21 protein-coding genes are annotated in these 24,858 nt (G+C 69.4%); 11 read left to right on the top strand and 10 right to left on the bottom strand.

The annotated features are described in order from the left end of the window. Positions 1-4: 4 nt before the first annotated feature. On the bottom strand, positions 5-2,251 hold the full coding sequence (locus tag AC1VVG_RS24970) for a putative bifunctional diguanylate cyclase/phosphodiesterase (RefSeq protein ID WP_034185898.1): 2,247 nt from the start codon (positions 2,249-2,251) through the stop codon (positions 5-7). Between the two features lie 413 nt (positions 2,252-2,664). On the opposite strand from AC1VVG_RS24970, the gene AC1VVG_RS24965 reads away from it, so the two are divergent. Then, complete coding sequence (locus AC1VVG_RS24965; protein WP_059558265.1) at positions 2,665-3,387, top strand: haloacid dehalogenase type II; 723 nt, start codon at positions 2,665-2,667, stop codon at positions 3,385-3,387. Positions 3,388-3,554: 167 nt separating this feature from the next. Here the strand turns inward: AC1VVG_RS24965 and AC1VVG_RS24960 are convergent, their stop codons facing one another. Both AC1VVG_RS24960 and AC1VVG_RS24955 read right to left on the bottom strand, forming a co-directional pair. Beyond that, the gene (locus AC1VVG_RS24960; RefSeq protein WP_482836553.1) at positions 3,555-4,346 is read right to left on the bottom strand and encodes a uracil permease; all 792 of its coding nucleotides are present in this window, start codon (positions 4,344-4,346) and stop codon (positions 3,555-3,557) included. A 109-nt stretch (positions 4,347-4,455) separates the two neighbouring features. Continuing rightward, positions 4,456-5,415, bottom strand: coding sequence for a LysR family transcriptional regulator (locus AC1VVG_RS24955; RefSeq protein ID WP_301742955.1), 960 nt, complete (start codon positions 5,413-5,415; stop codon positions 4,456-4,458). 159 nt (positions 5,416-5,574) lie between these two features. Between AC1VVG_RS24955 and AC1VVG_RS24950 the strand changes: the two genes are divergently transcribed. From AC1VVG_RS24950 to mmsB, 3 genes are all read left to right on the top strand, one after another. Further along, the gene (locus tag AC1VVG_RS24950) at positions 5,575-6,894 is read left to right on the top strand and encodes an MFS transporter (RefSeq protein ID WP_482836551.1); all 1,320 of its coding nucleotides are present in this window, start codon (positions 5,575-5,577) and stop codon (positions 6,892-6,894) included. A gap of 112 nt (positions 6,895-7,006) precedes the next feature. Further along, a complete protein-coding gene (locus tag AC1VVG_RS24945) occupies positions 7,007-8,533 on the top strand; it encodes a CoA-acylating methylmalonate-semialdehyde dehydrogenase (RefSeq protein WP_034185893.1) in 1,527 nt (508 codons plus the stop codon). Between the two features lie 14 nt (positions 8,534-8,547). After that, on the top strand, positions 8,548-9,438 hold the full coding sequence (gene mmsB / locus AC1VVG_RS24940) for a 3-hydroxyisobutyrate dehydrogenase (RefSeq protein ID WP_059558268.1): 891 nt from the start codon (positions 8,548-8,550) through the stop codon (positions 9,436-9,438). A 133-nt stretch (positions 9,439-9,571) separates the two neighbouring features. Here the strand turns inward: mmsB and AC1VVG_RS24935 are convergent, their stop codons facing one another. The 4 genes from AC1VVG_RS24935 to AC1VVG_RS24920 all read right to left on the bottom strand — a co-directional run bounded on the left by AC1VVG_RS24935 (position 9,572) and on the right by AC1VVG_RS24920 (position 14,344). Continuing rightward, complete coding sequence (locus AC1VVG_RS24935) at positions 9,572-9,904, bottom strand: hypothetical protein (RefSeq protein ID WP_034185891.1); 333 nt, start codon at positions 9,902-9,904, stop codon at positions 9,572-9,574. Positions 9,905-10,126: 222 nt separating this feature from the next. Then, complete coding sequence (locus AC1VVG_RS24930) at positions 10,127-12,520, bottom strand: c-type cytochrome (protein ID WP_482836549.1); 2,394 nt, start codon at positions 12,518-12,520, stop codon at positions 10,127-10,129. Next, a complete protein-coding gene (locus tag AC1VVG_RS24925) occupies positions 12,510-13,013 on the bottom strand; it encodes a (2Fe-2S)-binding protein (protein WP_034185889.1) in 504 nt (167 codons plus the stop codon). Before AC1VVG_RS24925 ends, AC1VVG_RS24930 begins: the two co-directional genes overlap by 11 nt. Positions 13,014-13,186: 173 nt before the next feature. Next, on the bottom strand, positions 13,187-14,344 hold the full coding sequence (locus AC1VVG_RS24920; protein ID WP_049029049.1) for an FAD-dependent monooxygenase: 1,158 nt from the start codon (positions 14,342-14,344) through the stop codon (positions 13,187-13,189). 296 nt (positions 14,345-14,640) lie between these two features. Between AC1VVG_RS24920 and AC1VVG_RS24915 the strand changes: the two genes are divergently transcribed. The 5 genes from AC1VVG_RS24915 (at position 14,641) to AC1VVG_RS24895 (ending at position 20,448) form a co-directional block, all read left to right on the top strand. After that, the gene (locus tag AC1VVG_RS24915; RefSeq protein ID WP_034185887.1) at positions 14,641-15,393 is read left to right on the top strand and encodes a maleate cis-trans isomerase family protein; all 753 of its coding nucleotides are present in this window, start codon (positions 14,641-14,643) and stop codon (positions 15,391-15,393) included. Between the two features lie 26 nt (positions 15,394-15,419). Then, positions 15,420-16,250, top strand: a complete 831-nt coding sequence (locus AC1VVG_RS24910; protein WP_226251809.1) for an alpha/beta fold hydrolase — start codon at positions 15,420-15,422, stop codon at positions 16,248-16,250. A gap of 48 nt (positions 16,251-16,298) precedes the next feature. Next, on the top strand, positions 16,299-17,339 hold the full coding sequence (locus AC1VVG_RS24905; RefSeq protein ID WP_482836547.1) for a 2,5-dihydroxypyridine 5,6-dioxygenase NicX family protein: 1,041 nt from the start codon (positions 16,299-16,301) through the stop codon (positions 17,337-17,339). A gap of 19 nt (positions 17,340-17,358) precedes the next feature. Continuing rightward, positions 17,359-18,012: an isochorismatase family protein gene (locus AC1VVG_RS24900; protein ID WP_034185884.1), complete on the top strand. Its 654-nt coding sequence runs from the start codon at positions 17,359-17,361 to the stop codon at positions 18,010-18,012. A 150-nt stretch (positions 18,013-18,162) separates the two neighbouring features. Beyond that, entirely contained in the window at positions 18,163-20,448 is a 2,286-nt protein-coding gene (locus AC1VVG_RS24895; RefSeq protein WP_069705066.1) for a xanthine dehydrogenase family protein molybdopterin-binding subunit, read from the top strand. A gap of 23 nt (positions 20,449-20,471) precedes the next feature. Here AC1VVG_RS24895 and AC1VVG_RS24890 read toward each other — a convergent pair whose 3' ends face one another. After that, entirely contained in the window at positions 20,472-20,918 is a 447-nt protein-coding gene (locus AC1VVG_RS24890; protein ID WP_034185882.1) for a MarR family winged helix-turn-helix transcriptional regulator, read from the bottom strand. 534 nt (positions 20,919-21,452) lie between these two features. Here AC1VVG_RS24890 and AC1VVG_RS24885 point away from each other — a divergent pair. Together AC1VVG_RS24885 and AC1VVG_RS24880 are read left to right on the top strand one after the other, a co-directional pair. Beyond that, positions 21,453-22,760, top strand: coding sequence for an MFS transporter (locus AC1VVG_RS24885; protein ID WP_059558277.1), 1,308 nt, complete (start codon positions 21,453-21,455; stop codon positions 22,758-22,760). A gap of 281 nt (positions 22,761-23,041) precedes the next feature. Continuing rightward, positions 23,042-23,800: a DUF4397 domain-containing protein gene (locus tag AC1VVG_RS24880; protein ID WP_034185880.1), complete on the top strand. Its 759-nt coding sequence runs from the start codon at positions 23,042-23,044 to the stop codon at positions 23,798-23,800. Between the two features lie 45 nt (positions 23,801-23,845). Here the strand turns inward: AC1VVG_RS24880 and AC1VVG_RS24875 are convergent, their stop codons facing one another. Both AC1VVG_RS24875 and AC1VVG_RS24870 read right to left on the bottom strand, forming a co-directional pair. Then, on the bottom strand, positions 23,846-24,394 hold the full coding sequence (locus AC1VVG_RS24875; protein WP_482836544.1) for a DUF3005 domain-containing protein: 549 nt from the start codon (positions 24,392-24,394) through the stop codon (positions 23,846-23,848). 190 nt (positions 24,395-24,584) lie between these two features. Continuing rightward, complete coding sequence (locus AC1VVG_RS24870) at positions 24,585-24,851, bottom strand: hypothetical protein (RefSeq protein ID WP_034185878.1); 267 nt, start codon at positions 24,849-24,851, stop codon at positions 24,585-24,587. Positions 24,852-24,858 lie beyond the last annotated feature (7 nt).

Below are 24,858 nucleotides of genomic sequence, written 5' to 3'. Positions count from 1 at the left end.
CCGCTTACGCGGCGCCGAGCCGGCGCGCGTAGTCGTTCGGGTCCAGCGGGCGGCTGAACAGGTAGCCCTGCTGCATGTCGCAGCCGATCTGCTGCAGGAACCACGATTGCGCCTGCGTCTCGACGCCCTCCGCCGTCACCTTCATGCCGAGCGAATGCGCCATCGCGACGACGGCCTGCGTGATCGCGACCGAGTCGTGGTGATCGGGCACGCCCGACACGAACGAGCGGTCGACCTTCAGGTTGTGCAGCGGGAAACGCTTCAGGTAAGCGAGCGACGAATAGCCGGTGCCGAAATCGTCGACCGAGATCCGCACGTTCATGTCGGTGAGCGCTTCGAGCATCGGCAGCACGGTATCCGTGTCATTCATCAGCAGTCCTTCGGTAATCTCGAGCTCGAGCGCGGACGGATCGAGCCGCGTTTGCGCGAGACAGCGGCCGACCGACTCGACGAGCCCTTCGTGAAACTGCCGCGGCGACAGGTTGACGGCCAGCATCAGGTCCGGCGCGATCGTACGACGCCACTCGGCCATCTGCCTGCAGGCCGTTTCGAGCACCCACTGGCCGATCGCGACGATCAGCCCCGTATCTTCCGCGACCGGGATGAATTCCGCCGGCGACATCGGCCCGAGTTCGGGGCTGGTCCAGCGCAGCAGCGCTTCGGCGCCGACCGTGCGGCCGCTGCGCGCGTCGACGACGGGCTGGTACGCGAGCCGCAGCATGTCCGACGTCAGCGCGCGCCGCAGCGACTGCTCGACCGCGAAGCGGCGCTGCAGCCGCAGGTTGAGCTGCGCGGTGAAGAACGTGAAGTGATTGCGGCCCCGCTGCTTCGCGTCGTACATCGCCGAATCGGCGTTGCGCATCAGCGTGACCGCATCGTCGCCGTCGCGCGGCGCGACGCTGATCCCGATCGACACGCCGAGCCAGTACTCGTTGTTCGCGATCGCGAACGGCTTCGCGATCGCGTCGATCACCTCTCGCGCCAGCACCGCGAGGCGCTCGGGATCGTCGCAGTCGTCGACGAGGATCACGAACTCGTCGCCGCCCACGCGCGTCAGCGCGTAGCGACCGCCCGCGCAGGCCGCGAGCCGCGCCGCGACGCTGCGCAGCAGCGCGTCGCCCGCGTCGTGCCCGGCCGTGTCGTTGACCTTCTTGAACCCGACGAGATCGATGAACAGGATGGCGACGCGTGCCGGCCGGCCCGCATCGTGCCCGCCGAACAGCTCGCGCATGCGCTCGGCGAGCCAGCGGCGGTTGTAGAGGCCCGTCAGCGCATCGCGCGTCGCCAGGTAGCGCAGTTGCTGCTGCGCTTCGCGCACGGGGCCGATGTCGTTGAACGACACGAGCACCGAATCGGCCTGCGTCTCGCCCGGCCGCACGATCGGCACCGCGTTGCCGCGCACCCAGATGATGTCGCCGTCCGCGAGGCCGAAGCCGACCGTGTAGTCGAGCATCGGCGTGGCCGTCTCGAGCGCACGCCGGCTCGGCCAGTCGTGCGGCGCAATCGGCGTGCCGTCCTCGCGCAGCTTGCGCGGGATCAGGGTCGACAGCCGGCGGCCGACGAGATCGCCCTTCGCGCGCAGCATCCGGCTCGCGCTCGGGTTGCTCGCGATCACGATGCCGTCGCGCGATACGACGAGGATGCCTTCGTTCAGGCTGTTGACGACGAGCCGGTGATGTTCCTCGCTGCGCGCGAGCTGCCGCGCGATCCGGTCCTGGTGTACCGCGAGGCCGACGCTGTTGCCGATGTCGCGCAACAGTTCGGTTTCCTCGTCGCTGGGCCGCCGCGGCCGGCGGTGATAGACGGCGAACGCGCCGAGCACGGCACCCGCGTCGTCGACGAACGGCACCGACCAGCATGCGCGCAGGCCCAGCGGCAACGCGACGCCACGGTAGTCGGCCCACAGCGGATCGGTTTCGATGTCCTCGACGGCGACCATCCGGCGCTCGTACATCGCCGTGCCGCACGAGCCGGCCGCGGGGCCGATCGTCGCGCCGTCGATCGCGGCGCTGTACTGCGCGGGCAGCGACGGCGCGGCGCCGACGCGCACGTGCATGCCGTCGGCATCGAGCAGCAGGATCGTGCATGACGCGCCATCGCCGAGCAAAGTCTCGGCGCGCCGGCAGACCTCGACCAACAGTTCCGGCAGCGGTGTATTGCGCGTGATCAGCCTCAGCACGCTTTGCTCGGACGCGAGTACTTCCGCCGCGAGACCGAGGCTGTAACGAGAGCTCTGCGGTTCGGTATTCAAGATGAATCCTGCCGTCTGTCCGATCGGGTCTGATGCGCCCGATTCGTTATCGATCCTTCGTGCCGTTTTCGCTCCGGGTTTACGCCGATGCCCGGTGCGCCCCGTTTTCGCGCACCGAGCCAGGGTGCGCCGAAATATATTTAACACCAATACGGGACGCCCCGCGCGTCCGTGTGCATCAGGGGTTACGCTCGGTCGCGATGCCGCTCGCGGCCGGCGGTCAGCCTTCCGAAAGGTTCGCGCGTCTGCGAACGCCTCGGGCATCGTCGGCCGTGCCGGCTGCTGCCGGACAGCATCGCGGCCGCGCCAGACCGCGTTTTCGTATCCGTGATTCAATGTCGACGGAACCGGCGTCGCGCATTCCGGCGGCCCGGCGATAGGTACCCTCATCGAACGACCTTCACTGGATCACCATGACGAACCCTGCCGAAATCAAGGCGCTCGTTTTCGATGTCTTCGGAACGATCGTCGACTGGAGAAGCGGTGTCGCACGCGGCGCCGCCGCGTTCCTGGAGCGCCACGCGCCGACCCTCGACCCGTTCGTGTTCGCCGATGCCTGGCGCGCCGAATACTCGCCGTCGATGGAAGAAATCCGCAGCGGTCGCCGCCGCTACGTGCGGCTCGACGTGCTGCATCGCGAAAACCTGGTCCGCACGCTCGACCGTTTCGGCATCGACGGCGTGCCCGACGCGGACATCGACACGCTCAACCTCGCATGGCACAGCCTCGACCCGTGGCCCGACGCGGTCGCGGCGCTGCACCGGCTGAAGCGGCGCTTCATCATCGCGCCGCTGTCGAACGGCAACATCCGGCTGATGGTCGACGTCGCGAAGCGCGCGGGGCTGCCTTGGGATGCGATCCTCGGCGCGGAAGTCGTTCGCGCGTACAAGCCGTCGCCGCAGGTGTACACCGACACCGTCGACCTTCTCGGCCTCGCGCCCGCCGAGCTGTGCCTGGTCGCGGCGCACAACGGCGATCTCGCGGCCGCGCGCCGGCAGGGGCTGTCGACCGCATTCGTGCTGCGGCCGACCGAGCACGGGCCCGGCCAGACGACCGACCTGCAGGCCGACGACGCGTGGGATTTCGACGTCAGGGACCTGAACGAACTCGCGGACCGGCTCGAGTGCCCGGGTTGAGTGCCGGTTGCACGGCACGCCCCTACGCCGCGATCGTGCGGCGCCGCGCGTTGCGCGCCGCATACCGGCGGGCCGGCGTCGGCGGGATCCACAAGCAGATCCGCCACACCGGCCTGAAGCCCCTCGCGCGCTGAACACGGTGCTCACCCGACGTCACCCCGCCTCCGTTACTTCACCACCGCGCGCCATGCAGTCCGCGCATAGATCAGCAGCAACGGCAGCAGCGCCAGCGCGAACACCATGCAAAGCGCCAGCACCCACACCGGCCATTGCTCCGGGTTCCCGTGCGCCCAGTAGCGGTAAGGCACGCTCAGGAACCCGATTTCCATCAGCAGCGCGCCGAGCGGCACGAGCCCGTTCATCACCGCCGCCATGCCAAAGCGCGCCGCACCGTCGATGTTCTTTCCCGCGCCGTACGCCGCGATCAGGTAGACGAAATACCCGATGATCGCGACCATCAACGCCCCACCGGCCAGCAGGCCGATACTGCGCACGCTGCGTTCATGCAGTTGCGTCGCCCCGGCCGGCAACACGACATCGATCTTCCCGCCGATCTCCGGCATGCCGCCCGAGCGGACGTTGCCCGGCAGCACGACCCGCTTGCCATCCGGCATCACGGCTTCCAGGATCGACGTGTACATGATGCACCGGTAGCGCTCGGTGCGCCCGCTGCTGTCGCGCCGCTCGCAGGTGTCCCACTCGGACTGGTAGGACACGACGGTCGCCTCGTATTTCGGCGACACCGCCAGTTCGCGGAGTTCGTCGCCGATCCAGTACGCGAACGGGAAAAACAGCGACACCAGGCAAAAACACACGAGCCACCAGAACGCGACCGCGCCGCCAGCCCCGCGCTTGCCGCCGGTCTGGCGGCGCACCATGCGCGCGGCGAGCCAGTACGCCGCCACGCCGAATACGGCCACACAAACCACGAAAACCTTGCCCGCATGCGTCAAAGCCATCTGCCCTCCCCTTTCTCCCGCGAGCCGGCCCGATTATCGCCGGCCGTTTTTCCATCCATGCCGATCACGTCGCCGCCGTCGCCATCTCGACGAGCGGGCACGCGCCTCGCTATTCCGGCGCGCCGACGAATTTCAACGTTCCCGCTTCGCCCGACAGCAGCGCGCGATTCGCGTCCGCCGCCGCGCGCAGGTAATCCCACAGCGCGGTCACGCGCCGCAGCTTGCGCAGATCCTCGCGGCACGTCAGCCAGAAACACCGCGTGACGACGACATCGTCCGGCAGCACCGGCACGAGCGCCGGCTGCGTGGCCGCCATGAAGCACGGCAGGATCGCGAGCCCGCCGCCTTGCAGCGCCGCGAAGTACTGCGCGATCACGCTCGTCGTGCGCAGCCCGGCCGTCGCGCCCGGCACCGCGCGATCCAGGTACAGCAGCTCGTTGCTGAACGCGAGATCGTCGACGTAGCTGATGAACGTGTGCCGCGCGAGATCGTCCGTGCACGTGATCGGCGCGTGGTGCGCGAGGTAGTCGCGGGTCGCATAGAGCCGCAGCCGGTAGTCGCACAGCTTCGTGACCACGTAAGGCCCGCGCTCGGGCCGCTCGAGCGTGATCGCGAGATCGGCCTCGCGTTTGGGCAGGTTGACGAAATGCGGTACGGGCAGCAGGTCGACCGTCACGTGCGGATGTTCGGCGCGAAACTGCGCGAGCTGCGGCGCGAGGAAGAAGCAGCCGAACCCTTCGGTCGACCCGATCCGCACGTGGCCCGACAGCGCCTCGCCCGTGTTCGCGATCTGGTCGCACGCGGACTGCACGGTCGTCTCCATCGCGTCCGCATACGCGACGAGCCGCTGCCCCTCGGCCGTCAGCGTGAAGCCGCCGGAGCGCGACTTGTCGAACAGCAGCGTGCCCATCGCCGCCTCGAGCGCGCGCACGCGCCGCGCGACGGTCGTGTAATCGACGCCGAGCCGCTTCGCGGCGCCGCTCGCGCGCTGCGTGCGCGCGACTTCGAGGAAGAACCGCAGGTCGTCCCAGTTCAGGTTGCCGGAAACCGGCTCGGTGGCATGTCGCATCGGCGAGGGGAAAAGGGGCTGGCGTCTCGGGGCTGGCCGTCGATATGCATAAATGCACATCCAACCGGTTTCTTTATCGGTACATGATGAATCCGCGCATAACTATACTCGACCCTGACCTGCGGACCATGAGCTGCAGGCAATAAAACCGGAGACACCATGCAGACCCGATCCACCCTCGATGAGCATGCGACCATCGCGACGCCGGCGCCCGAGCGCACCGCGAAGCACTACCTGCTGGCCGGCTGGGCCAGCATGGCCGGCACGACGATCGAGTGGTACGACTTCTTCCTCTACGGCACGGCCGCCGCGCTCGTGTTCAACCGCATCTTCTTCCCGTCGCTGGACCCCGTCGTCGGCACGCTCGCCGCATTCGGCACGTTCGCGGTCGGCTTCATCGGCCGGCCGATGGGCGGCATCGTGTTCGGCCACTTCGGCGACCGCATCGGCCGCAAGTCGATGCTGATGATCACGCTGCTGCTGATGGGCGTGCCGAGCATGATCATCGGGCTGATCCCGTCGTACGACCGCATCGGCTACTGGGCCGCCGCACTGCTGATCGCGATGCGCTTCCTGCAGGGCATGGCGGTCGGCGGCGAATGGGGCGGCGCGGTGCTGATGGCCGTCGAACACGCGCCGAAGGGCCGCAAGGGGCTGTTCGGCAGCCTGCCGCAGACGGGCGTCGGGCTCGGCCTGATCCTGTCGTCGGTCGCGATGGCCGCGGTCGCCGCGCTGCCGGAAGCCGACATGCTGTCGTGGGGCTGGCGCGTGCCGTTCCTCGCGAGCATCGCGCTCGTCGGCCTCGGCTGGTTCATCCGCGCGAAAGTGCCCGAATCGCCCGACTTCGAGAAGATGCAGCGCCAGGGCAAGGCCGAGAAGTCGCCGGTGACGGCCGCGCTGCGCCGCCATCCGCGTGAAGTGCTGACGATCGTCGGCGCACGCGCCGCCGAGAACACGTGGTTCTACATGGTCGTCACGTTCGCGCTGGCTTACGCGACGCAGCAGCTGCATCTGCCGAAGGCGGAGATGCTGCACGCGATCACGGCCGGCGCCGCGCTGTCGCTCGTCACGATGCCGCTGTGCGGCCACCTGAGTGACCGCATCGGCCAGCGCCGGATGTTCGCGATCGGCCTCGTGCTGATGTGCGCGTTCGCCGGGCCGTTCTTCATGATGCTCGGCACGCAGCAGACGTCGTATGCGTGGTGGGCGATCGTGCTCGGCCTCGGCGTCGTGTTCCCGATCCTCTATGCGCCGGAATCGCTGCTGTTCGCGCAGCAGTTCCCGGCGGAAATCCGCTACAGCGGCATCTCGCTGTCGGTGCAGCTGGCCGGCGTGATCGGCGGCGGCTTCGCGCCGATGATCGCGACGTCGCTGCTCAAGGCCGGCGGCGGCCAGCCGCACTACGTGATCGCGTACCTCGTCGGCTTCGGCGTATTCGCGCTCGTGTGTACCGCATTGATGCGTCCGGCGCGCACCTGAGCCTGCCGCCGGCCGCCAGTCGAACCCCTTTCGTCCTGTGCTCCGCCGTGCGTGCACGCGCGGCGGAAGCAGGCGCCCTTTGTCATCGCCCCACCGTTTTCCGGAGAGTTCCATGAACGCCGCAGTTCCCCAGACCACCCTCGCCCTGCCCACCGCCAAGCTGCTGATCGACGGCGCGTTCGTCGACTCGCGAAGCGCCGAATGGGGCGACATCGTCAACCCCGCGACGCAGGAAACGATCGGCCGCGTGCCGTACGCGACGCTCGACGAGGTCGATGCCGCGATCGCGTCCGCGCAGCGCGCGTTCCAGACCTGGAAGACGACGCCGATCGGTGCGCGGCTGCGCATCATGCTGAAATTCCAGGATCTCGTGCGCCGCAATCTCGAACGGATCGCGCATACGCTGACCGCCGAGCAAGGCAAGACGCTGCCCGACGCGCAGGGCGACATCTTCCGCGGCCTCGAAGTCGTCGAGCATGCATGCTCGATCGGCACGCTGCAGCAGGGCGAGTTCGCGGAGAACGTCGCGGGCGGCGTCGACACGTATACGCTGCGCCAGCCGATCGGCGTGTGCGCGGGCATCACGCCGTTCAACTTCCCCGGGATGATCCCGCTGTGGATGTTCCCGATGGCGATCGTCTGCGGCAACACGTTCGTGCTGAAGCCGTCGGAGCAGGACCCGCTGTCGACGATGCAGCTCGTCGAACTCGCGATCGAGGCCGGCGTGCCGCAAGGCGTGCTGAACGTCGTGCACGGCGGCAAGACGGTGGTCGACCGCCTGTGCACGCATCCGGACATCAAGGCGATCTCGTTCGTCGGCTCGACGCGCGTCGGCACGCACGTGTACAACCTCGGCAGCCAGCACGGCAAGCGCGTGCAGTCGATGATGGGCGCGAAGAACCACGCGGTCGTGCTGCCCGATGCGCACCGCGAGCAGTCGATCAACGCGCTCGTCGGCGCGGGCTTCGGCGCGGCCGGCCAGCGCTGCATGGCGACGTCGGTCGTCGTGCTGGTCGGCAAGGCGCGCGACTGGCTGCCCGAGCTCGTCGAGAAGGCGAAGGCGCTGAAGGTCAATGCGGGCCACGAACCGGGCACCGATGTCGGCCCGGTCGTGTCGAAGGCCGCGCATGCGCGCATCACCGCGCTGATCGAAGCAGGCGTGAAGGCCGGCGCGAAGCTCGAACTCGACGGCCGCGACGTGAAGGTGCCCGGCTACGAGCAGGGCAACTTCGTCGGCCCGACGATCTTCTCGGGCGTGACGACCGACATGTCGATCTATACGGAGGAAATCTTCGGGCCGGTGGTGGTCGTGCTCGAAGCCGACACGCTCGACGACGCGATCGCGCTCGTCAACCGCAACCCGATGGGCAACGGCGTGGGCCTGTTCACGCAGAGCGGCGCGGCCGCGCGCAAGTTCCAGAGCGAGATCGACATCGGCCAGGTCGGCATCAACATCCCGATCCCGGTGCCGGTGCCCTACTTCAGCTTCACCGGTTCGCGCGGCTCGAAGCTCGGCGATCTCGGGCCGTACGGCAAGCAGGTCGTGCAGTTCTACACGCAGACCAAGACGGTCACCGCGCGCTGGTTCGACGACGACGCGACGGCCGGCGGCGTGAACACGACGATCGCGCTGCGTTGACCGGGAGCCTGCACATGGAAATCGCATTCATCGGGCTCGGCAACATGGGCGGCCCCATGGCCGCCAACCTGCTCAAGGCCGGCCATGCGCTGACGGTGTTCGACCTCGACGCGCACGCGGTCGATGCCGCGCTGCGCGCGGGCGCGACGGCGGCCGGCTCGCCGCGCGAAGCGGCGGCGCACGGCGCCGTCGTGATCACGATGCTGCCGGCCGCGCAGCACGTGCGCACCGTCTATCTCGGCGACGACGGCGTGCTGGCCGGCGCACGCGCCGGCGCGACGCTGATCGACTGCAGCACGATCGATCCCGGCACCGTGCGCGCGGTGGCCGACGCCGCCGCGCAACGCGGCTTCCCGCTCGCCGACGCACCGGTATCGGGCGGCACCGGCGGCGCGCAGGCCGGCACGCTGACCTTCATGGTCGGCGCGGACGGTGCGCTGTTCGAGCGCATCCGCCCCGTGCTGCTCGACATGGGCAAGAACGTCGTGCATTGCGGCGGCACGGGTACCGGACAGATCGCGAAGATCTGCAACAACCTGCTGCTCGGGATCTCGATGATGGGCGTGTCGGAAGCGATGGCGCTCGGTGCGGCGCTCGGCATCGATCCGGCCGTGCTGGCCGGCATCATCAACACGTCGACCGGCCGCTGCTGGAGTTCGGATACGTACAACCCGTATCCGGGCGTGAGCGAGACGGCGCCGGCCGCGCGCGGCTATGCGGGCGGCTTCGCGGCGAACCTGATGCTGAAGGACCTCGGGCTCGCGACCGAGGCCGCGCGGAGCGCGCATCAACCGGTGTGGATGGGCGCGCTCGCGCAGCAGCTTTACCAGTCGATGAGCCAGCAGGGGCTCGGCACGCTCGACTTCTCCGCGTGCGTGAAGCTGTACGAGGCGCAGCCGGCCTGACCCGCACGGCCGACGCCGCACGTGCACCGACCCGCGACGGGCCGGTCCGGCCTCGCGGGTCGGTCTGCATGCCGGGGAAGGAAATGCGGGCGCCGGGCCGGGCGCCGGCGGTGCAACCGGCACCGCCGTTCGTTCAGCCGCGTGGGTTCGAGGCCGTCTCGAAGGTCGGATGGCACTCGAACGCGAGTTCGGAGCGCGCGTCGACACGGCGGCCGCCGGTCAGCGATTCCGTCTTCATGCTCGCGCGCATCCCGCGCTGCGTGCAGTAGTTGGTGGCTTCGTTGACGGCCTTCTCGTGGGCGTCGGCCCACGTCGTCGACACGCCGACCGTGCGCGTCGTCACGGTGTACACGTTCGGGTTCGACGTCGCGGTCACGTCGGAAGCGGTCGAACACGCGGCGAGCAAGCATGCGGCAGCCGCGACGGTCAACCATCGCAGGGTTCGAAAAGAGACTGGAATGGACATGGGGGCAAGCGCACGCCGTCCGACGTGCATTGAGCAACATAGGCGACAGTATGCCTGCCCGATCGCCGGAGATCATGCCCCTTTCAGTGAACACATTGTTTCGAATGGTTAAACGATGGCCGATTCAGGCAAGATTTACAGCCATCGCCAGCGACCGTTTTCGTCGGACAGGTCATTTCGCCCTGCCCCATGCTGGTCCGGCTGCTCACATCGGTGCGACGGTCAATGCACGCCCGCCTGGCGGATCCTCGCTGAGGTTTCCGCCAGATTGCGCCACGCCGGCTGCCCCGGCGCGTAGCGCGCCCGGATGTAGGCGGCCAGCTCGGCCATCTGGCGGTCGTCGAAGGCCTCGCCGAAGCTCGGCATGTAGCCGAGATGGTCGGTCGCCGGCTGGGCGATCCCGTGGTGCAGCACGCGCAGCAGGTTGTCCGGCGCCGCCTGGCTGACGCTCGTGTTGAGCCCCATCAGCGGACGCACGCCGAAATGCCCGACGCCGCCCGATTCCGCATGACAGACCGCGCACGCCGCGTCGAACGCGCGGCGGCCGTTCTCGAGGCCGAGCGTCGCGACGGTTTCCGCGCCGCGCATCTGGCGGGTCGCCGCGTCCGCGGCGAGCGCGGCATCGACGGGCGGCGACAGCGACGCCAGATAGTGCGCGATCGCCCAGACGTCGTGCTCGGGCAGCGCCGCGAGCCCCGCGACGACCGGCGCCATCGGCCCGGCCGCGACGCCGTGCTGCGCCGAGAAGCCCGTGCGCAGATAGTCGAACAACGCGCCTTCGGTCCACGGCACGGGCGAAGCCGGCGACGCGACGAGCGGCGGCGCGACCCATCCCTCGGCTTCGCCGCCCGACAGGTAGGCCAGGCCGCCCTTCTCCGCACCGAGCGCGTTGCGCGGCGTATGGCATGCGCCGCAGTGCCCGGCGCCGTCGACCAGATACTTGCCGCGATTCCACATCGCCGAGCGCGCCGGGTCCGGCGCAAACGGCCGCGCGTCGTGATACAGCCAGTTCCAGCCGGCAACGAGACGCCGCCGGTCGAGCGGGAACGGCAGCTTGGTCGGCGGCGGTACGTGCTTCACCGGCGGCTGCGACATCAGGTACGCATAGAGCGCGAGCAGGTCGGGCTCGCTCAGCTTCGCGAACGCCGTATAAGGGAACGCCGGGTACAGGTGCGTGCCGTCGCGCGAGATGCCTTCTCGCATCGCGCGGGCGAACGCCGGATATGACCAGGCGCCGATGCCGGTTTCCGGATCGGGCGTGAGGTTCGTCGTGTAAATGGTGCCGAACGGCGTATCGAGCGCAAGCCCGCCAGCGTTGGTCGCGCCGCCGGGCGCCGTGTGGCACACCGCGCAATCGCCGGCGAGGGCAACCTGGCGGCCACGTTCGAGGGTCGCGGCGCTCCACATCGCGCCGTCCGCGCCGCCGGGCGCAATCGGTGCAATCGGCGCGTGCCCGGGCAGGATCGCGCACGCCAGCCCGAGCAGCCCGCCGACCACACCGCCCGCCCCTGCGCCGGCCAGCCAGCGGCGCCAGCGCGACGCGCGGCGCGGGCCCGCATGCAACCCGTCGGCGGCATCGACCGGCACCGGTTGCGCAAGCGCCGCGCGAATCCGCGCGGCATCGAACGGCGGCGCACGAAAACGCACGCCCGTCGCGTCGTACAGCGCGTTCGCGATCGCAGCCGCGGCCGGCGCGGCCGCCTGTTCGATCCGCCGCGCATCGTGTACGGACAGCTCACCGTGCGCACGGGGCGCCGCTGCGTCGGATACAGCCAGCTCGAGCGCGATCGCGTCCGGCTGCGCGTCGGCCCCGGTTTCGTCATGCGCGGGACGCGCGGTCAGCCGCGTCCCCATCACGCGCGAAATCGCCGCTTCGATCTGCCACGCGGGCACGCCGACCGTCGACGCGTCGCCCGGCTCGCCGACGCCCTGTCCAGCCACGACGCGCCGCACCGCGACGTCGCCCGTCGCACGGTCGACATCGAGATCGACGACCCAGGCAGACCAGTGCGGATCGCCGTCATGACGGGTGTCGCCGGATTCGGCCGCGGGCTCGCCGTCGAAAGCGAAGCCGCGACCGCTGAGCGTCGACGGCGGGGTCGCGCGGGCCGCGACCGGTGCGCCCCACGCGGCGCGCTCGCTGACCATCCGGATGGTCTCGCGCGGCCCCGCATCCCGCGCCGCATCGAGATGCTGCAGCCGCAGCGCGACCGGGTCGCGCCGCAACGCACCGGCGAGTTCGTCGACGAAGGATTCGCGGGCAAAGGCGTGCGCGTGGCCGGGAATCGCTGCGCCGGCATCGGCCAGCTCGATCGACGTCCGCGCGTGCCGGTAGACGAACGGCGACGCCGGGCTCGCATCCGCTCGCGCGTCTTCAGCCCCGCGAGCATCGTGCCCAGCCGCGCCGGCCGCCTGCGCGCGATAGCGCCAGGCCATCATCCGCCCGTCGGGTGCGGTCTGCGTTTCGATATCGAACGATGCACGCGCGTGCGCGTCGCCGATCGGCCATTCGTAGCGCGCGCGGTGCGCATGCGATGCCTCGGCGGCAGTTGCGTCGCGCGTGTCGGGCGCCGCCGCGCGCTCCGGCTGCGCAGGCAGGCGCGCATCACGCTTCATCGCCGTCTCGCAGATAACGTGCGGCGCGATGCACCGCACGGATGATCTCCAGATGCGTGCCGCAGCGACACAGGTTGAAGCGCAACGCGTCGCGGATCGCCGCGTCGTCCGGCGCGCGGTTGCGTTCGAGCAGCACCTTCGCGCTCATGATCATCCCGTTCAGGCAATAACCGCATTGCGCGGCCTGCTCGTCGACGAACGCGCGCTGGATCGGATGCAGCGCGTCGCGCGAGCCGAGCCCTTCGAGCGTCGTGACGTCGCGCCCGTTCGCGGCGGCGGCCGGCACGACGCACGAGCGGGTCGCCTGCCCGTCGACGAGCACCGTGCACGCCCCGCACTGCCCGAGCCCGCAGCCGTATTTCGGGCCGTTGAGCGCGCAGTCGTTGCGCAGGACCAGCAGCAGCGGCGCGTCGGGTGCGGCCTCGTCGAAGGTATGCGGCGTGCCGTTCACGCGAAACGCCAGCGGCCGCGACGGAGATGCGGGATGGGACATTGAATGGATCCGGAATGCGGCGTGCCGGCCGTGACGGCCGGCGGCGGGCACGGCCGCCGGCTGGCACCCGCCGGCGCGCCCCTGACATATAACACGCCGAAATGCGCACGTACCTGCGCGCCACGATTCCCGCGACGGCCAGGCGCCGGCCCGGCGCGGGCACCGTGGACGCGTCAGGCCGCGGCCGCCACGTCGCCGCGCGACGGCGCGACGAGCGGCACGTCGAACACGTCGTAACCGAATACCCACGACGGATCCTCGTTCGTGCGCAGCCACGTATTGTTGTGCGACACGCGCTGCACTTTCGACGCGCGTGCCGCACGGTTCGCCTCGTACAGCGCGAACGCGCCCGCGTAGTCGCCGACGCCGACTTCGTCGAGACAGCGCGCGAGCATCGCGGCATCCTCGATCGCCATCGCCGCGCCCTGCGCCATGTGCGGCTTCATCGGATGGCATGCGTCGCCGAGCAGCACGAGACGGCCACGGCTCCACAACGGCAGCGGATCGCGCTCGAGCAGCGGCCACTTGGTGATCGACGGCGAAACGTCGATCAGGTGCTGGATGTCGGCGTGAAAACCCGCGAACGCCTCGCGCATCTCGTCGCGGCTGCTGTCGACCATCGACACGCCCTCGGGCCACTCGGCCTGCGGCACGCCGGTCACGTAGTAGTACTCGTCGCGCTTCTCGGTCACGTAGTAGACCATCATGTGGCGATCCTCCGACCACCACTTCACGCACATGTCGTACGGCTTGTTGCCGAGCAGCGACGCCGGGAACACCGCGCGGTGCGCGACATAACCCGTGTAGCGCGGCGGTTCCGCGCCGAGCAGATGCTCGCGGATCCGCGAATTCACGCCGTCCGCACCGATCACGATGTCGGCCGTCTCGACGCTGCCGTCGGCGAACGTCAGGCGCACCACATCGCCGGTGTCCTCGACCGCCGCGAGCCGCTTGCCGAAGCGGATCGTGCCGGGCGTGACCGCCTGCGTCATCAATGCATGGAAATCGCCGCGGTGCACGGTCAGGTAGCTCGCCCCGTAGGTCTTGCGCGCGTAGTCGCCGAGCGGGATCTGCGACAGCACGTCGGCCGTCCGCCAGTCTCGGCTGTACCAGCAATCCGGATGCGAACCCATCGTCTCCAGCGCGTCCTCGCAGCCGATGCGCCGCATGATCTTCATCACGTTCGGGCCGAGATGGATGCCCGCGCCGAGGCGCGAAAAAGCGGGCGCCTGCTCGTACAGCGCGACGTCGTAACCGCCGCGCTGCAGCAGCGCAGCCGCGGCCGTGCCACCGAGACCGGCGCCGATGATTGCGATACGGGGTTTGCTCATGCGGATCTCCTGATCGTAAGCCCGGCGCCGAACACGGCACGGATACGGGCGGATTGAATGGCGTTTATGTAGCGTACACACTCAATTTAATCAGGACAAGCGGATTGTTTAGCGTCTCTGCCACATACGGGAAAACACCAATAATTCCTCGCATATCCATCTCTACAAACAGGTATGGCACGCGTAACCTCATTTTGATCCATTGCCATTTTCAAATGTACACACTAGACTTTGCTCGACATCCGGCGATCCCGCACCTGCGTACCGCCCTCCCTTACCGACACGGAGCCCCCGTCATGAGCAAGACCTACCGCATCGGCCAGATCGTGCCGAGTTCCAACACGACGATGGAAACCGAGATCCCGGCGATGCTGCGGCTGCGCGAAACGATCCGTCCCGAGCGCTTCACGTTCCATTCGAGCCGGATGCGGATGAAGAAGGTCGTCAAGGAAGAACTCGCGGCAATGGATGCCGAATCCGACCGCTGCGCGGTGGAACTGAGCGATGCGCGCGTCGACGTGCTCGGCTATGCCTGCCTCGTCGCGATCATGGCGATGGGGCACGGCTACCACCGCGTGTCGCAGGCGCGCCTCACGAAACACACGGCCGACAACGGCGCGCGGGCGCCCGTGCTGACGAGCGCGGGTGCGCTCGTCGACGCGCTGAAGGTGATCGGCGCGAAGCGCATCGTCGTCGTCGCGCCGTACATGCTGCCGCTGACCGAACTCGTGGTCGACTACATCCGCCACGAAGGCTTCGACGTGCTCGCCTACCGCGCGCTGGAGATTCCCGACAATCTCGACGTCGGCCGCCACGATCCGGCGCGCCTGCCCGACATCGTGAAGACGCTGCCGTACCAGGATGCCGATGCGATCGTGCTGTCCGCGTGCGTGCAGATGCCGTCGCTGCCGGCCGTCGCGAAGGTCGAGGCGATGACGGGCAAGCCGGTCGTCACGGCCGCGATCGCGACCACCTACGCGATGCTGCGCGAGCTCGATCTCGAACCCGTCGTGCCGGGCGCCGGCGCGCTGCTGTCCGGCGCGTACTGAGCGCGCCCTTCGAACGGAGTCCCTTCATGTCCTCGACCTTCCTCTACGGCGCGAACATCCGCGCGAACGGCATCCGCCAGCACTACCTGCGCTATGGCGGCACGGCCGGCGCGCGCGCGTCGCGCCCGGCGATCGTGCTGATCCCCGGCATCACGAGCCCCGCGATCACGTGGGGCTTCGTCGGCGAAACGTTCGGCGCGGCATTCGACACCTACGTGCTCGACGTGCGCGGCCGCGGGCTGTCGGACGCGTCGCCGTCGCTCGACTACAGCCTCGATGCACAGGCGGACGACATCGCGGCGCTGGTCGCCGCGCTCGGCCTGCCGCGCACGAGCCTCGTCGGCCATTCGATGGGCGCGCGGATCGCCGCGCGCGCGACGCGGCGCGGCATCCGCGGGCTCGAATCGGTCGTGCTCGTCGACCCGCCCGTCTCGGGCCCGAACCGCCGCGACTATCCGGGCAAGCTGCCGTGGTACATCGACTCGATGGCGCTGGCCCGCGCGGGCACCGACGCCGACGGGATGCGCGCGTTCTGTCCGACCTGGACCGATGCCGAACTGCAGTTGCGCGCCGAATGGCTGCATACCTGCGACGAACGCGCGGTGCGCGCTTCGTACGAGGGATTCCATACCGACGATTTCCACGCGGATGCCGCGCAGCTGGCCGTGCCGTCGCTGCTGATCACGGCCGAGCGCGGCGACGTGGTGCGCGACGACGATGTCGCCGAACTGCAGCGCGCGACGCCGTCGATGCGGCACGTGCGCGTGCCCGACGCCGGCCACATGATTCCATGGGACAACGCGGCGGGCTTCTACGCGGCGTTCGGCAACTTCCTCGGCGCGCCGCTCGCGGCCTGACCGCCCGACGCCCCGCCCCTTTTCTTCACGCCATAACCGGAGCCGACGATGCCCGTCAGCGATACCCAACTGATCGACGCGTGGAAGCAGGTGCTCACGCTGTCGCGCCTCGAACCGGGCCAGACCGTCACGATCCTGACGAGCGCGGCCACCCATCCGCAGACGCTGTCGTGCGCGCTGATCGCGACGCAATCGATGGGCGCGATCGTCAACCGGCTCGACCTGCCGCCGGTGAACGGCGACAAGGCATTCAGCCGCGACCCGCTCGCCTATCTCGGCACGACGCCGCTGACCGGCAACAAGGCCGCGATCGCCGCGCTGCGCGAGAGCGACCTCGTGCTCGACCTGATGACGCTGCTGTTCTCGCCCGAACAGCACGCGATCCTGAAATCGGGCACGAAGATCCTGCTCGCGGTCGAGCCGCCCGAAGTGCTCGTGCGGATGGTGCCGACGCCGGCCGACCGCACGCGCGTGCTCGCCGCCGCGAAGACCATCGCCGCCGCCCGCGAGATGCGCGTGACGTCGGCGGCCGGCACCGCGCTCGTGTGTCCGCTCGGCGAATTCCCGCCGACGGCCGAATACGGCTTCGTCGACGCGCCGGGCCGCTGGGACCACTGGCCGAGCGGCTTCGCGCTGATCTACCCGAACGACCGCACCGCGCGCGGCACGATCGTGATCGATCGCGGCGACATCCTGCTGCCGCAGAAGCACTATGTGACCGAACCGATCGCGCTGACGGTCGAGGGCGGTTATGCGACGCGCATCGAAGGCGGCGTCGACGCCGACCTGCTGCGCGACTACATGGAAACGTTCGCCGATCCCGAAGGCTATGCGATTTCGCATATCGGCTGGGGGCTGCAGCCGCGCGCGCGCTGGTCGACGCTCGGGCTGTACGACCGCGAGGCGACGATCGGGATGGATGCGCGCGCGTTCGAAGGCAACTTCCTGTTCTCGCTCGGCCCGAACAACGAAGGCGGCGGCACGCGCACGACCACCTGCCACATCGACATCCCGCTGCGCCGCTGCACGGTCGAACTCGACGGCGAAACCGTCGTGCGCGACGGCCGCGTGACCGACCAACCCACCTGACCGACGAGCCCCCGACACCATGAACGATCTTTCCCGTCACGCCGAAGCGAACGTGTATCGCCAGCAGGGTTTCGGCACGCCGCTGCCGCCGCACGGCAACATCGGCCTGCTGATCGTCGATTTCGTGGTCGGCTTCGCCGATCCCGCGACGTTCGGCGGCGGCAACATCGCGCCCGCGATCGCACGCACGACGCATGCGCTCGCGCTGGCCCGCGCGCGCGGCTGGCCCGTCGCGCACAGCCGCATCGTGTATGCCGACGACGGCAGCGACGACAACGTGTTCTCGCTGAAGGTGCCCGGCATGGCGACGCTGACCGAGCATCATCCCAACAGCGCGATCGTGCCCGAACTCACGCCCGCGCCGGGCGAACTCGTCGTGCGCAAGACCGTGCCGTCGGCGTTCTTCGGCACGCAGCTGGCGCCGTGGCTCGCGCAGCGCGCGGTACAGACGCTGCTCGTCGCGGGTGCCGTGACGAGCGGCTGCGTGCGCGCGAGCGTCGTCGACGCGATGTCGCACGGCTTCCGTCCGCTGGTGCTCGCCGATTGCGTCGGCGATCGCGCGATCGCGCCGCACGACGCGAACCTGTTCGACATGCAGCAGAAATATGCAGCCGTGCTGCCGCTCGACGACGCGATCGCGGCGATCGATGCCGCACCGGCCCGCACGCGCTGAGTCGCGACCGGTCGCGGGCGGCACCGGCATCGCCCGCGATTGACGCTGCGCTTTTGGCGGCCTAGATTCGCTTCACGCACGCCGCCGCCCGAACGCTCCCCCGACGCCACCGCCCGCGGGCCGCGCCGCCCCCGACAGGACACCTCCCCCGTGAACCGCTCCGAACTGCTCGCGCGCAACGGCTGCCTGACCGTGATCCGGCCACCCGCGCCGCCCGTCAAGCCGGCCCCCGGCCAGCCGGGCAGCCTGTCGTCCTACGTGCCGGCATGGCCCGAAGTCTTCGTCGCGATTCTCGACGACGGCCGCATCCTCGCGTTCAACGGCCACGTCGATCTCGGCACCGGCATCCGCACGTCGCTCGCGCAGATCGTCGCCGAGGAACTCGACGTGCCGGCCGCGCGCGTGACGATGGTGCTCGGCGACACGGCCGCGACACCGAACCAGGGCCCGACCATCGCGAGCGCGACGATCCAGATTTCCGCGACGCCGCTGCGCTGCGCGGCCGCGCAGGCGCGCCATGCGCTGCTGGCCCTTGCCGCCGGGCGATTCGGTGTCGATGCGGCGCGCCTGAGCGTCGACGATGGAACGATTTCGGCCGACGGGCAGGCGATCACGTTCGCCGCGCTCGTCGCCACGCGCCGGATCGCGCTGACGCTCGACCTGACTACGCGCACGAAGGACCCCGCGCATTACCGGCTCGTCGGCCGGTCGTCGCCGCGTGTCGACCTGCCCGCGAAGGCGACCGGCGAGCTCACGTTCGTGCACGACATGCGCGTGCCGGGCATGCTGCACGGCCGCGTCGTGCGGCCGCCGTACGCGGGCCACGACAGCGGCGCATTCGTCGGCACGTCGCTCGTCGACATCGACCGTGCATCGGTGGCCGACGTGCCGGGGCTCGTGGCCGTCGTCGCGCTCGGCGATTTCGTCGGCGTCGTCGCCGAGCGCGAGGAACACGCGATCCGCGCGGCGCGCCAGCTGCGCGTGACGTGGCGGCCGCATCCCGCGCTGCCGCCGCTCGACGATCCGGCCGCCGCCATCGCCGCGGCGCCGGCCGCGCGCCGCGTGCTGCTCGACGAAGGCGACGTCGATGCCGCGCGAACGCAACCGGACACGATCACGCTGTCGCGCACCTATGCGTGGCCGTTCCAGATGCACGGCTCGATCGGCCCGTCCTGCGCGCTCGCCGACTATCGCGAACCGGGCGACGGGCGGATCACCGTCTGGTCCGGCACGCAGAACCCCGTGTCGCTGCGCCACGACCTCGCGACGCTCGTCGCGCGCGACGAAGCCGATTTCGACGTCGTGCGGATGGAGGCGGCCGGCTGCTACGGCCGCAACGGCGCGGACGACGTGTGCGGCGATGCGCTGCTGCTGTCGCGCGCGGTCGGCCGCCCGGTGCGCGTGCAGTTGTCCCGCGCGGACGAGCACCTGTGGGAACCGAAAGGCACGGCCCAGCTGATGCAGGTCACCGGCACCGTCACACGCGACGGCCGCCTGCTCGGCTACGACTTCACGACACGTTATCCGTCGAACGACGCGCCGCTGCTCGCGGCGCTGCTGACCGGCGCGATCGCGCCCGAGCCGCGCGTGTTCGAAATGGGCGACCGCACGGCCGTGTCGCCGTATGCGAGCCCCCATCGCCGCTTCGTCTGCGAGGATCTCGCGCCGCTCGTGCGCGCGTCATGGCTGCGCGGCGTATCGGCGCTGCCGAACTCGTTCGCGCACGACGCATTCGCCGACGAATGCGCGGCGCTGACCGGCATCGATCCGCTCGCGTTCCGGCTGCGCCATCTGCAGGACGCGCGCGCCGCCGAGCTGCTGCAGGCCGTGGCCGACCGCGCGGGCTGGACGCCGCGCGCGCGGCGCCCGCCTCACGAACACGACGGGTCGCGGCACGTGCGCGGCCGCGGCATCGCCTACGCACGCTACGTACACAGCCGCTTCCCGGGATTCGGCGCGGCGTGGTCGGCGTGGATCGTCGACCTGAGCGTCGATCGCGTATCGGGCGACATCCGCATCGAACGCGTGACGGTCGGCCAGGACACGGGCACGATGATCAATCCGGATGGCGTGCGCCACCAGATCCACGGCAATGTGATCCAGGTCTTGAGCCGTACGCTGAAGGAGCGCGTGCGGTTCGCGGACGGCAAGGTCGCGTCGCGCGAATGGGCCGGCTATCCGATCCTGACGTTCGCGGAAGTACCGGACGTCGATGTCGTCCTGATGCCGAGGCAGGGCGAGCCGCCGCTCGGCGCCGGCGAATCGGCGTCGGTTCCGGGCCCCGCCGCGGTTGCCAACGCGTTGTTCGATGCGACCGGCGTGCGGTTCCACGCGCCGCCGTTTACGCCCGAGACGGTGCGCGCCGCGTTGCGCGAAGCCGGCCGGCTGATGCGCGCCGACGAAGCCGGCGCATCCGTCGCGGCGGGCGCGACGTAAGCCGGGCCCGCGCTGCCGGCATGTCACGCGTCGCCGTCTTCTTCCATCATCTTGCGCAGCAGGAACTGCAGCGCGACACGTTCGCCCGGATTGAGCGCGCCGTACGTGCGCTCCGTCACCTGCCGCGCGAACGGCACCGTGCGGTCGATCAGCGCGAGGCCGGGCGCGGTCGCGCGCACGAGCAGCTTGCGGCCGTCGTTCGGGTCGGGCAGCACCTCGATCAGCGCGCGCGCCTTCAGACGCTCGACGACGCCACGGATCGTCGCCTGGTCGATCGCGGTCGCCTTGACGATGTCGTTCAGCGAGCACGCCTGCCGCTCCTTGACCGCGCACAGCGTCACGAACTGCGCGGCCGTGAGGTCCGAATCGGGGATCGCTTCCTGAAAGATCGACACGTGCCGCTGATACGCGCGGCGCAGCAGGTGCCCGACCTGGTCGTGAAAGTCGTAGGAATCCTTGGAAGAAGCCATGAACGTGCAGGCCCGTGCCGCGTGTCAATGAAAGACAAGCAGTGTACACCCTCAAATCGGTGCAATCGGCGGGCGGAGCGTTGCGTCATTGCGGTGCATCAGGATTCGCGGCATCGGGCACGCCCCGCTCCCGACGCTCCTCCGGCAGCAGCGGATCGCCCGATCACGGCACCCGCTCGACGGCCGCCGCGCGCGTCCGCAGCGGCTGCCGCATGCACACTCGCGCGTGATGGCCGGCTTTCGCGCACACACTGCTTTTTTGAGCGCATACGCACGAATTTCGTGCATGCCGCCGTACCCGTATCGATCTTTTAAGCGCACACTCAACATCGCCAAAAACCGCGTCATAAACGCGGTTTTTCACTCGCAAACGCTTTCCTCCCGGCGGCCGGATTCATGCCTGTTCGATTCGGTATTTTCTAGTGTGTACGCTATTTAATTGCCGTGATATACAGACTCCGGGGCGCAGCGAAAACACCGCGCGCGTCGATCGAGCCACCCATTCATCCGTCACACTCGAACAGGGGCAGTCCCATGTCTACCGCACACCCGAGCGCCGCCGTTTCCGCCGACGACGCGCTGCACGGCCCGCTTTATCGCAAGGTCACGCTGCGCCTCATCACCCTCTTCTGCCTGTGCTACTTCGCGGCCTATCTCGACCGCATCAACATCGGCCTCGCGAAACTCCAGATGCTCGACGCGCTGAAGTTCAGCGACACCGTGTACGGCCTCGGCGCCGGCCTGTTCTTCGGCGGCTACATCCTGTTCGAAGTCCCGAGCAACCTGGTGCTGCAACGCGTCGGCGCGAAGCTGTGGATCGCGCGGATCATGATCACGTGGGGCCTGCTGTCGGGTGCAACGATGTTCGTGCATACGCCGATGCAGTTCTACCTCGTGCGCTTCCTGCTCGGCGCCGCCGAGGCCGGCTTCCTGCCGGGCGTGCTGCTGTACCTGACGCAGTGGTATCCCGATGCGCGCCGCGCGCGGATCGTCGCGCTGTTCATGGTCGGCCTGCCGCTGTCGAGCATGATCGGCAGCCCGATCTCCGGCTGGATCATGCGCGCGTTCGACGGCGTGCACGGGCTCGGCGGCTGGCAGTGGCTGTTCCTGCTCGAGGCGCTGCCGTCGGTCCTGCTCGGCTTCGCGGTGCTGCGCTGGCTGCCCAACAACATCGAATCCGCGCAATGGCTGAACGCCGACGAGAAACGCGCGCTGCGCGCGAATCTCGACGCCGATCCCGCCGGCAACAAGAGCCATGCGCTCGGCAAGGCATTCTCCGATCCGAAGGTGTGGGCGCTCGGCCTGATCGACCTGTGCGTCCTGCTCGGCCTGTACGCGGTGAGTTTCTGGCTGCCGACGATCCTGCGCGACACCGGCGTGAAAGACGCGTATCACATCGGCTGGCTGATGGTGATCCCGAATGCCGCCGCCGTGCTCGCCACGCTGTACTGCGGCGCAAGCTCCGATCGTGTGCGCGAACGCCGCTGGCATATCGTCGTGCCGTTCATGGTGTCGGCCGTCGCGCTGGCGGTCGCGGCCTCGTCGCCGCACGGCACGCTCGGAACGGTGCTGCTGTTCTCGCTGATCAACGCGGGCGCGGCGGCCGCGATGCCGGTCGTCTGGGCACTGCCGTCGACGTTCCTGAAGGGCTCCGCCGCTGCCGGCGGGATCGCATTCGCGTGCTCGATCGCGAACCTCGGCGGGTTCGGCAGCACGTACTTCATCGGCTGGCTGCGCGACACGTTCCATTCCCAGAGCGCGGGGCTGTATGGCTTCGCCGCGTGCATGGTGGTCGGCTGCGCACTCGCGCTCGCGTATCCGGCCAGGCTCGTGAACCGCTGACGCATCGCGTCGCCCGCGCGACGCTGTCTTTTTTACAACCGCGCCGGCCGCGCGACCCCCCGCCCCCCCCCCCCCCCCCCCGCCCCTCCCGCGCACGCCGCCGCACCGGCGTGCGCCCCCGCCGTCATCCAGCGGGATTCCCCACAGGCACATCGCTTGCGCCATCCCCGCGTCCGCCTTCCCGGCGGTCGACATCCTTCCCTCAACCGGCGCTGCGCACCGCGCGACGCTTCGCGCGGCGGTCCCGCATCGTCAGCAGGTTCCCTGAACGAGAGGACAACATGAAATCAATACGAACGGTAGCGGCCCTGTGCTCAATCGTTTCCGTGCTTGCGGCGTGTGGCGGCGACGACGCCGGCACCGAACTCGGTATCTCGAAGCCGCAGGCGCGCTTCATCAACGCGGTGCCGGCCGGCCCGAATCTCGACTACTACCTGAATGCGAAGATCGACCAGGCGGGCGTCGCCTACAAGGGCGTGACGCGCTATCACGACATCGACTCCGGTACGCAAAACGCGAGCTACGACGTCTCGGGCACGACGACGACCATCGCCGCGCAATCGTTCGGCGCGTCGAACGGCCACCACTACACGACGATCGCGCTGCCGAGCACGACGTCGCTGATCTCCGTGATCGACGATCCGTACGACAAGGGCCTGCTGTCGGACAAGGCGCGCGTGCGCAGCTTCAACGCGTCGCCGAACGCGCAGAACGTCGACGTGTACGTCGTCCCGCCGGGCACCGACATCACGACGCAAAGCCCGACGATGGCGGGCGCGGCCTACCAGAACGCGGTGCCGGCCACGACGCAGGATTCGACCTACCTGAACGGCGGCAGCTACCAGGTGATCGTCACGACGGCCGGCAGCAAGTCGCCGATCCTCAAGACCGCACCGGTGACCATCAACAACAATGCCGACTGGCTGCTGCTGACGATTCCGTCGGGCGGGGTCGGCGACGTGACGCCGAACGACATTCACGTGCTCGTCGCGCAGGGCAACGACGCCGATACGTCCGCGCAGGAGCTCGGTCCGCAGTAAGGACCGCCGACGGTCGCGGCGGCCGCCGCGACCGCGCCCCGCGCATCAGTCGACGCGCTCGAGACGGATCACGTGCTCGGCGCGCGTACCGTCGCCGTGTTCGACATCGACATCGCCGACATGGCGCACGCGCCAGCCCGGCCGCGTCGCGATCTGCGGCAGGTTGCCGGACGGCCGGCTCTCGATCCCGGCGAGCCCTTCGTCCGGCGTCTCGACTGCGTCGTCCAGCGACGCGTTCGAGTAAATCACGTTGTCCTGAAGTTCCGACGCACCGGTGCGCGCCTCCATGCCCTTGCCGTCGACATCGACCGTGTTGTCGGTCATCGCCATGTTCGCGTTGTCGAGCGTGACGATCCGGCCGGCGGCCCGGCGCACGGGATCGCCGCTGTCGACCGCATGCGCGTCGACGTCGATCGGCGGCAGGCCGGTCGGCATTTTCCCGGCGATCGCTTCCGGCGTCATCGGACGCCGCGCCACCTGCGCGGCCTGGGTCGCGGCATCCGGCATGTCGCCCGCCGCCGGCGTCTTCACCGGGCTCTTCTCGATCTGTTCCCGTTGCTTTTCCGGGATCGGGTTTGATTCCGCGTTCTGCATCGCACCTCCTTGCCCGGCCCGCCAGCGCCGGCGTCATGCCGTCGCCGCCGGTCCGGAAAGCGCTACAACCGTCCTTGCAAATCTTTCATGCGGCCGGCCACGCGCACGCACGCCGCCGGGCGCCGCACGCAAAAAAGCGGACGGCACACCCGCACGCAGCCGGCGCGCCGCCCGTCCGGTCAAGCGCTCGTCAGCCGCCGCTGGCGCCGCCCGGCGCGGAGGCCGCGCCCGGCAGGCTCGCGCCGCTGTCGCCGCTGCTGCCGGCCGCTCCGCTGCTCGGCGTGCCCGACGGCGCGGTGGACGGCGCGGCCGACATGCCGCCCGTCGCGCCGGCGTCCGAACTGGCCCCGCCGCCGTTGTCGCCCTTCTTCTGGCAGCCCGCGCCCGCCGCCAGGCCCGCAATCAGGATGCCGGCGAAGACGGCTCGCGATACGTGACGAAATGAATATCGCTGCATGACACCT

It is taken from the genome of Burkholderia sp. L-4, assembly GCF_056856535.1.
The sequence above is the reverse complement of the archived record's forward strand: the minus strand, read 5'-3'. Positions and strand labels throughout refer to the sequence as shown.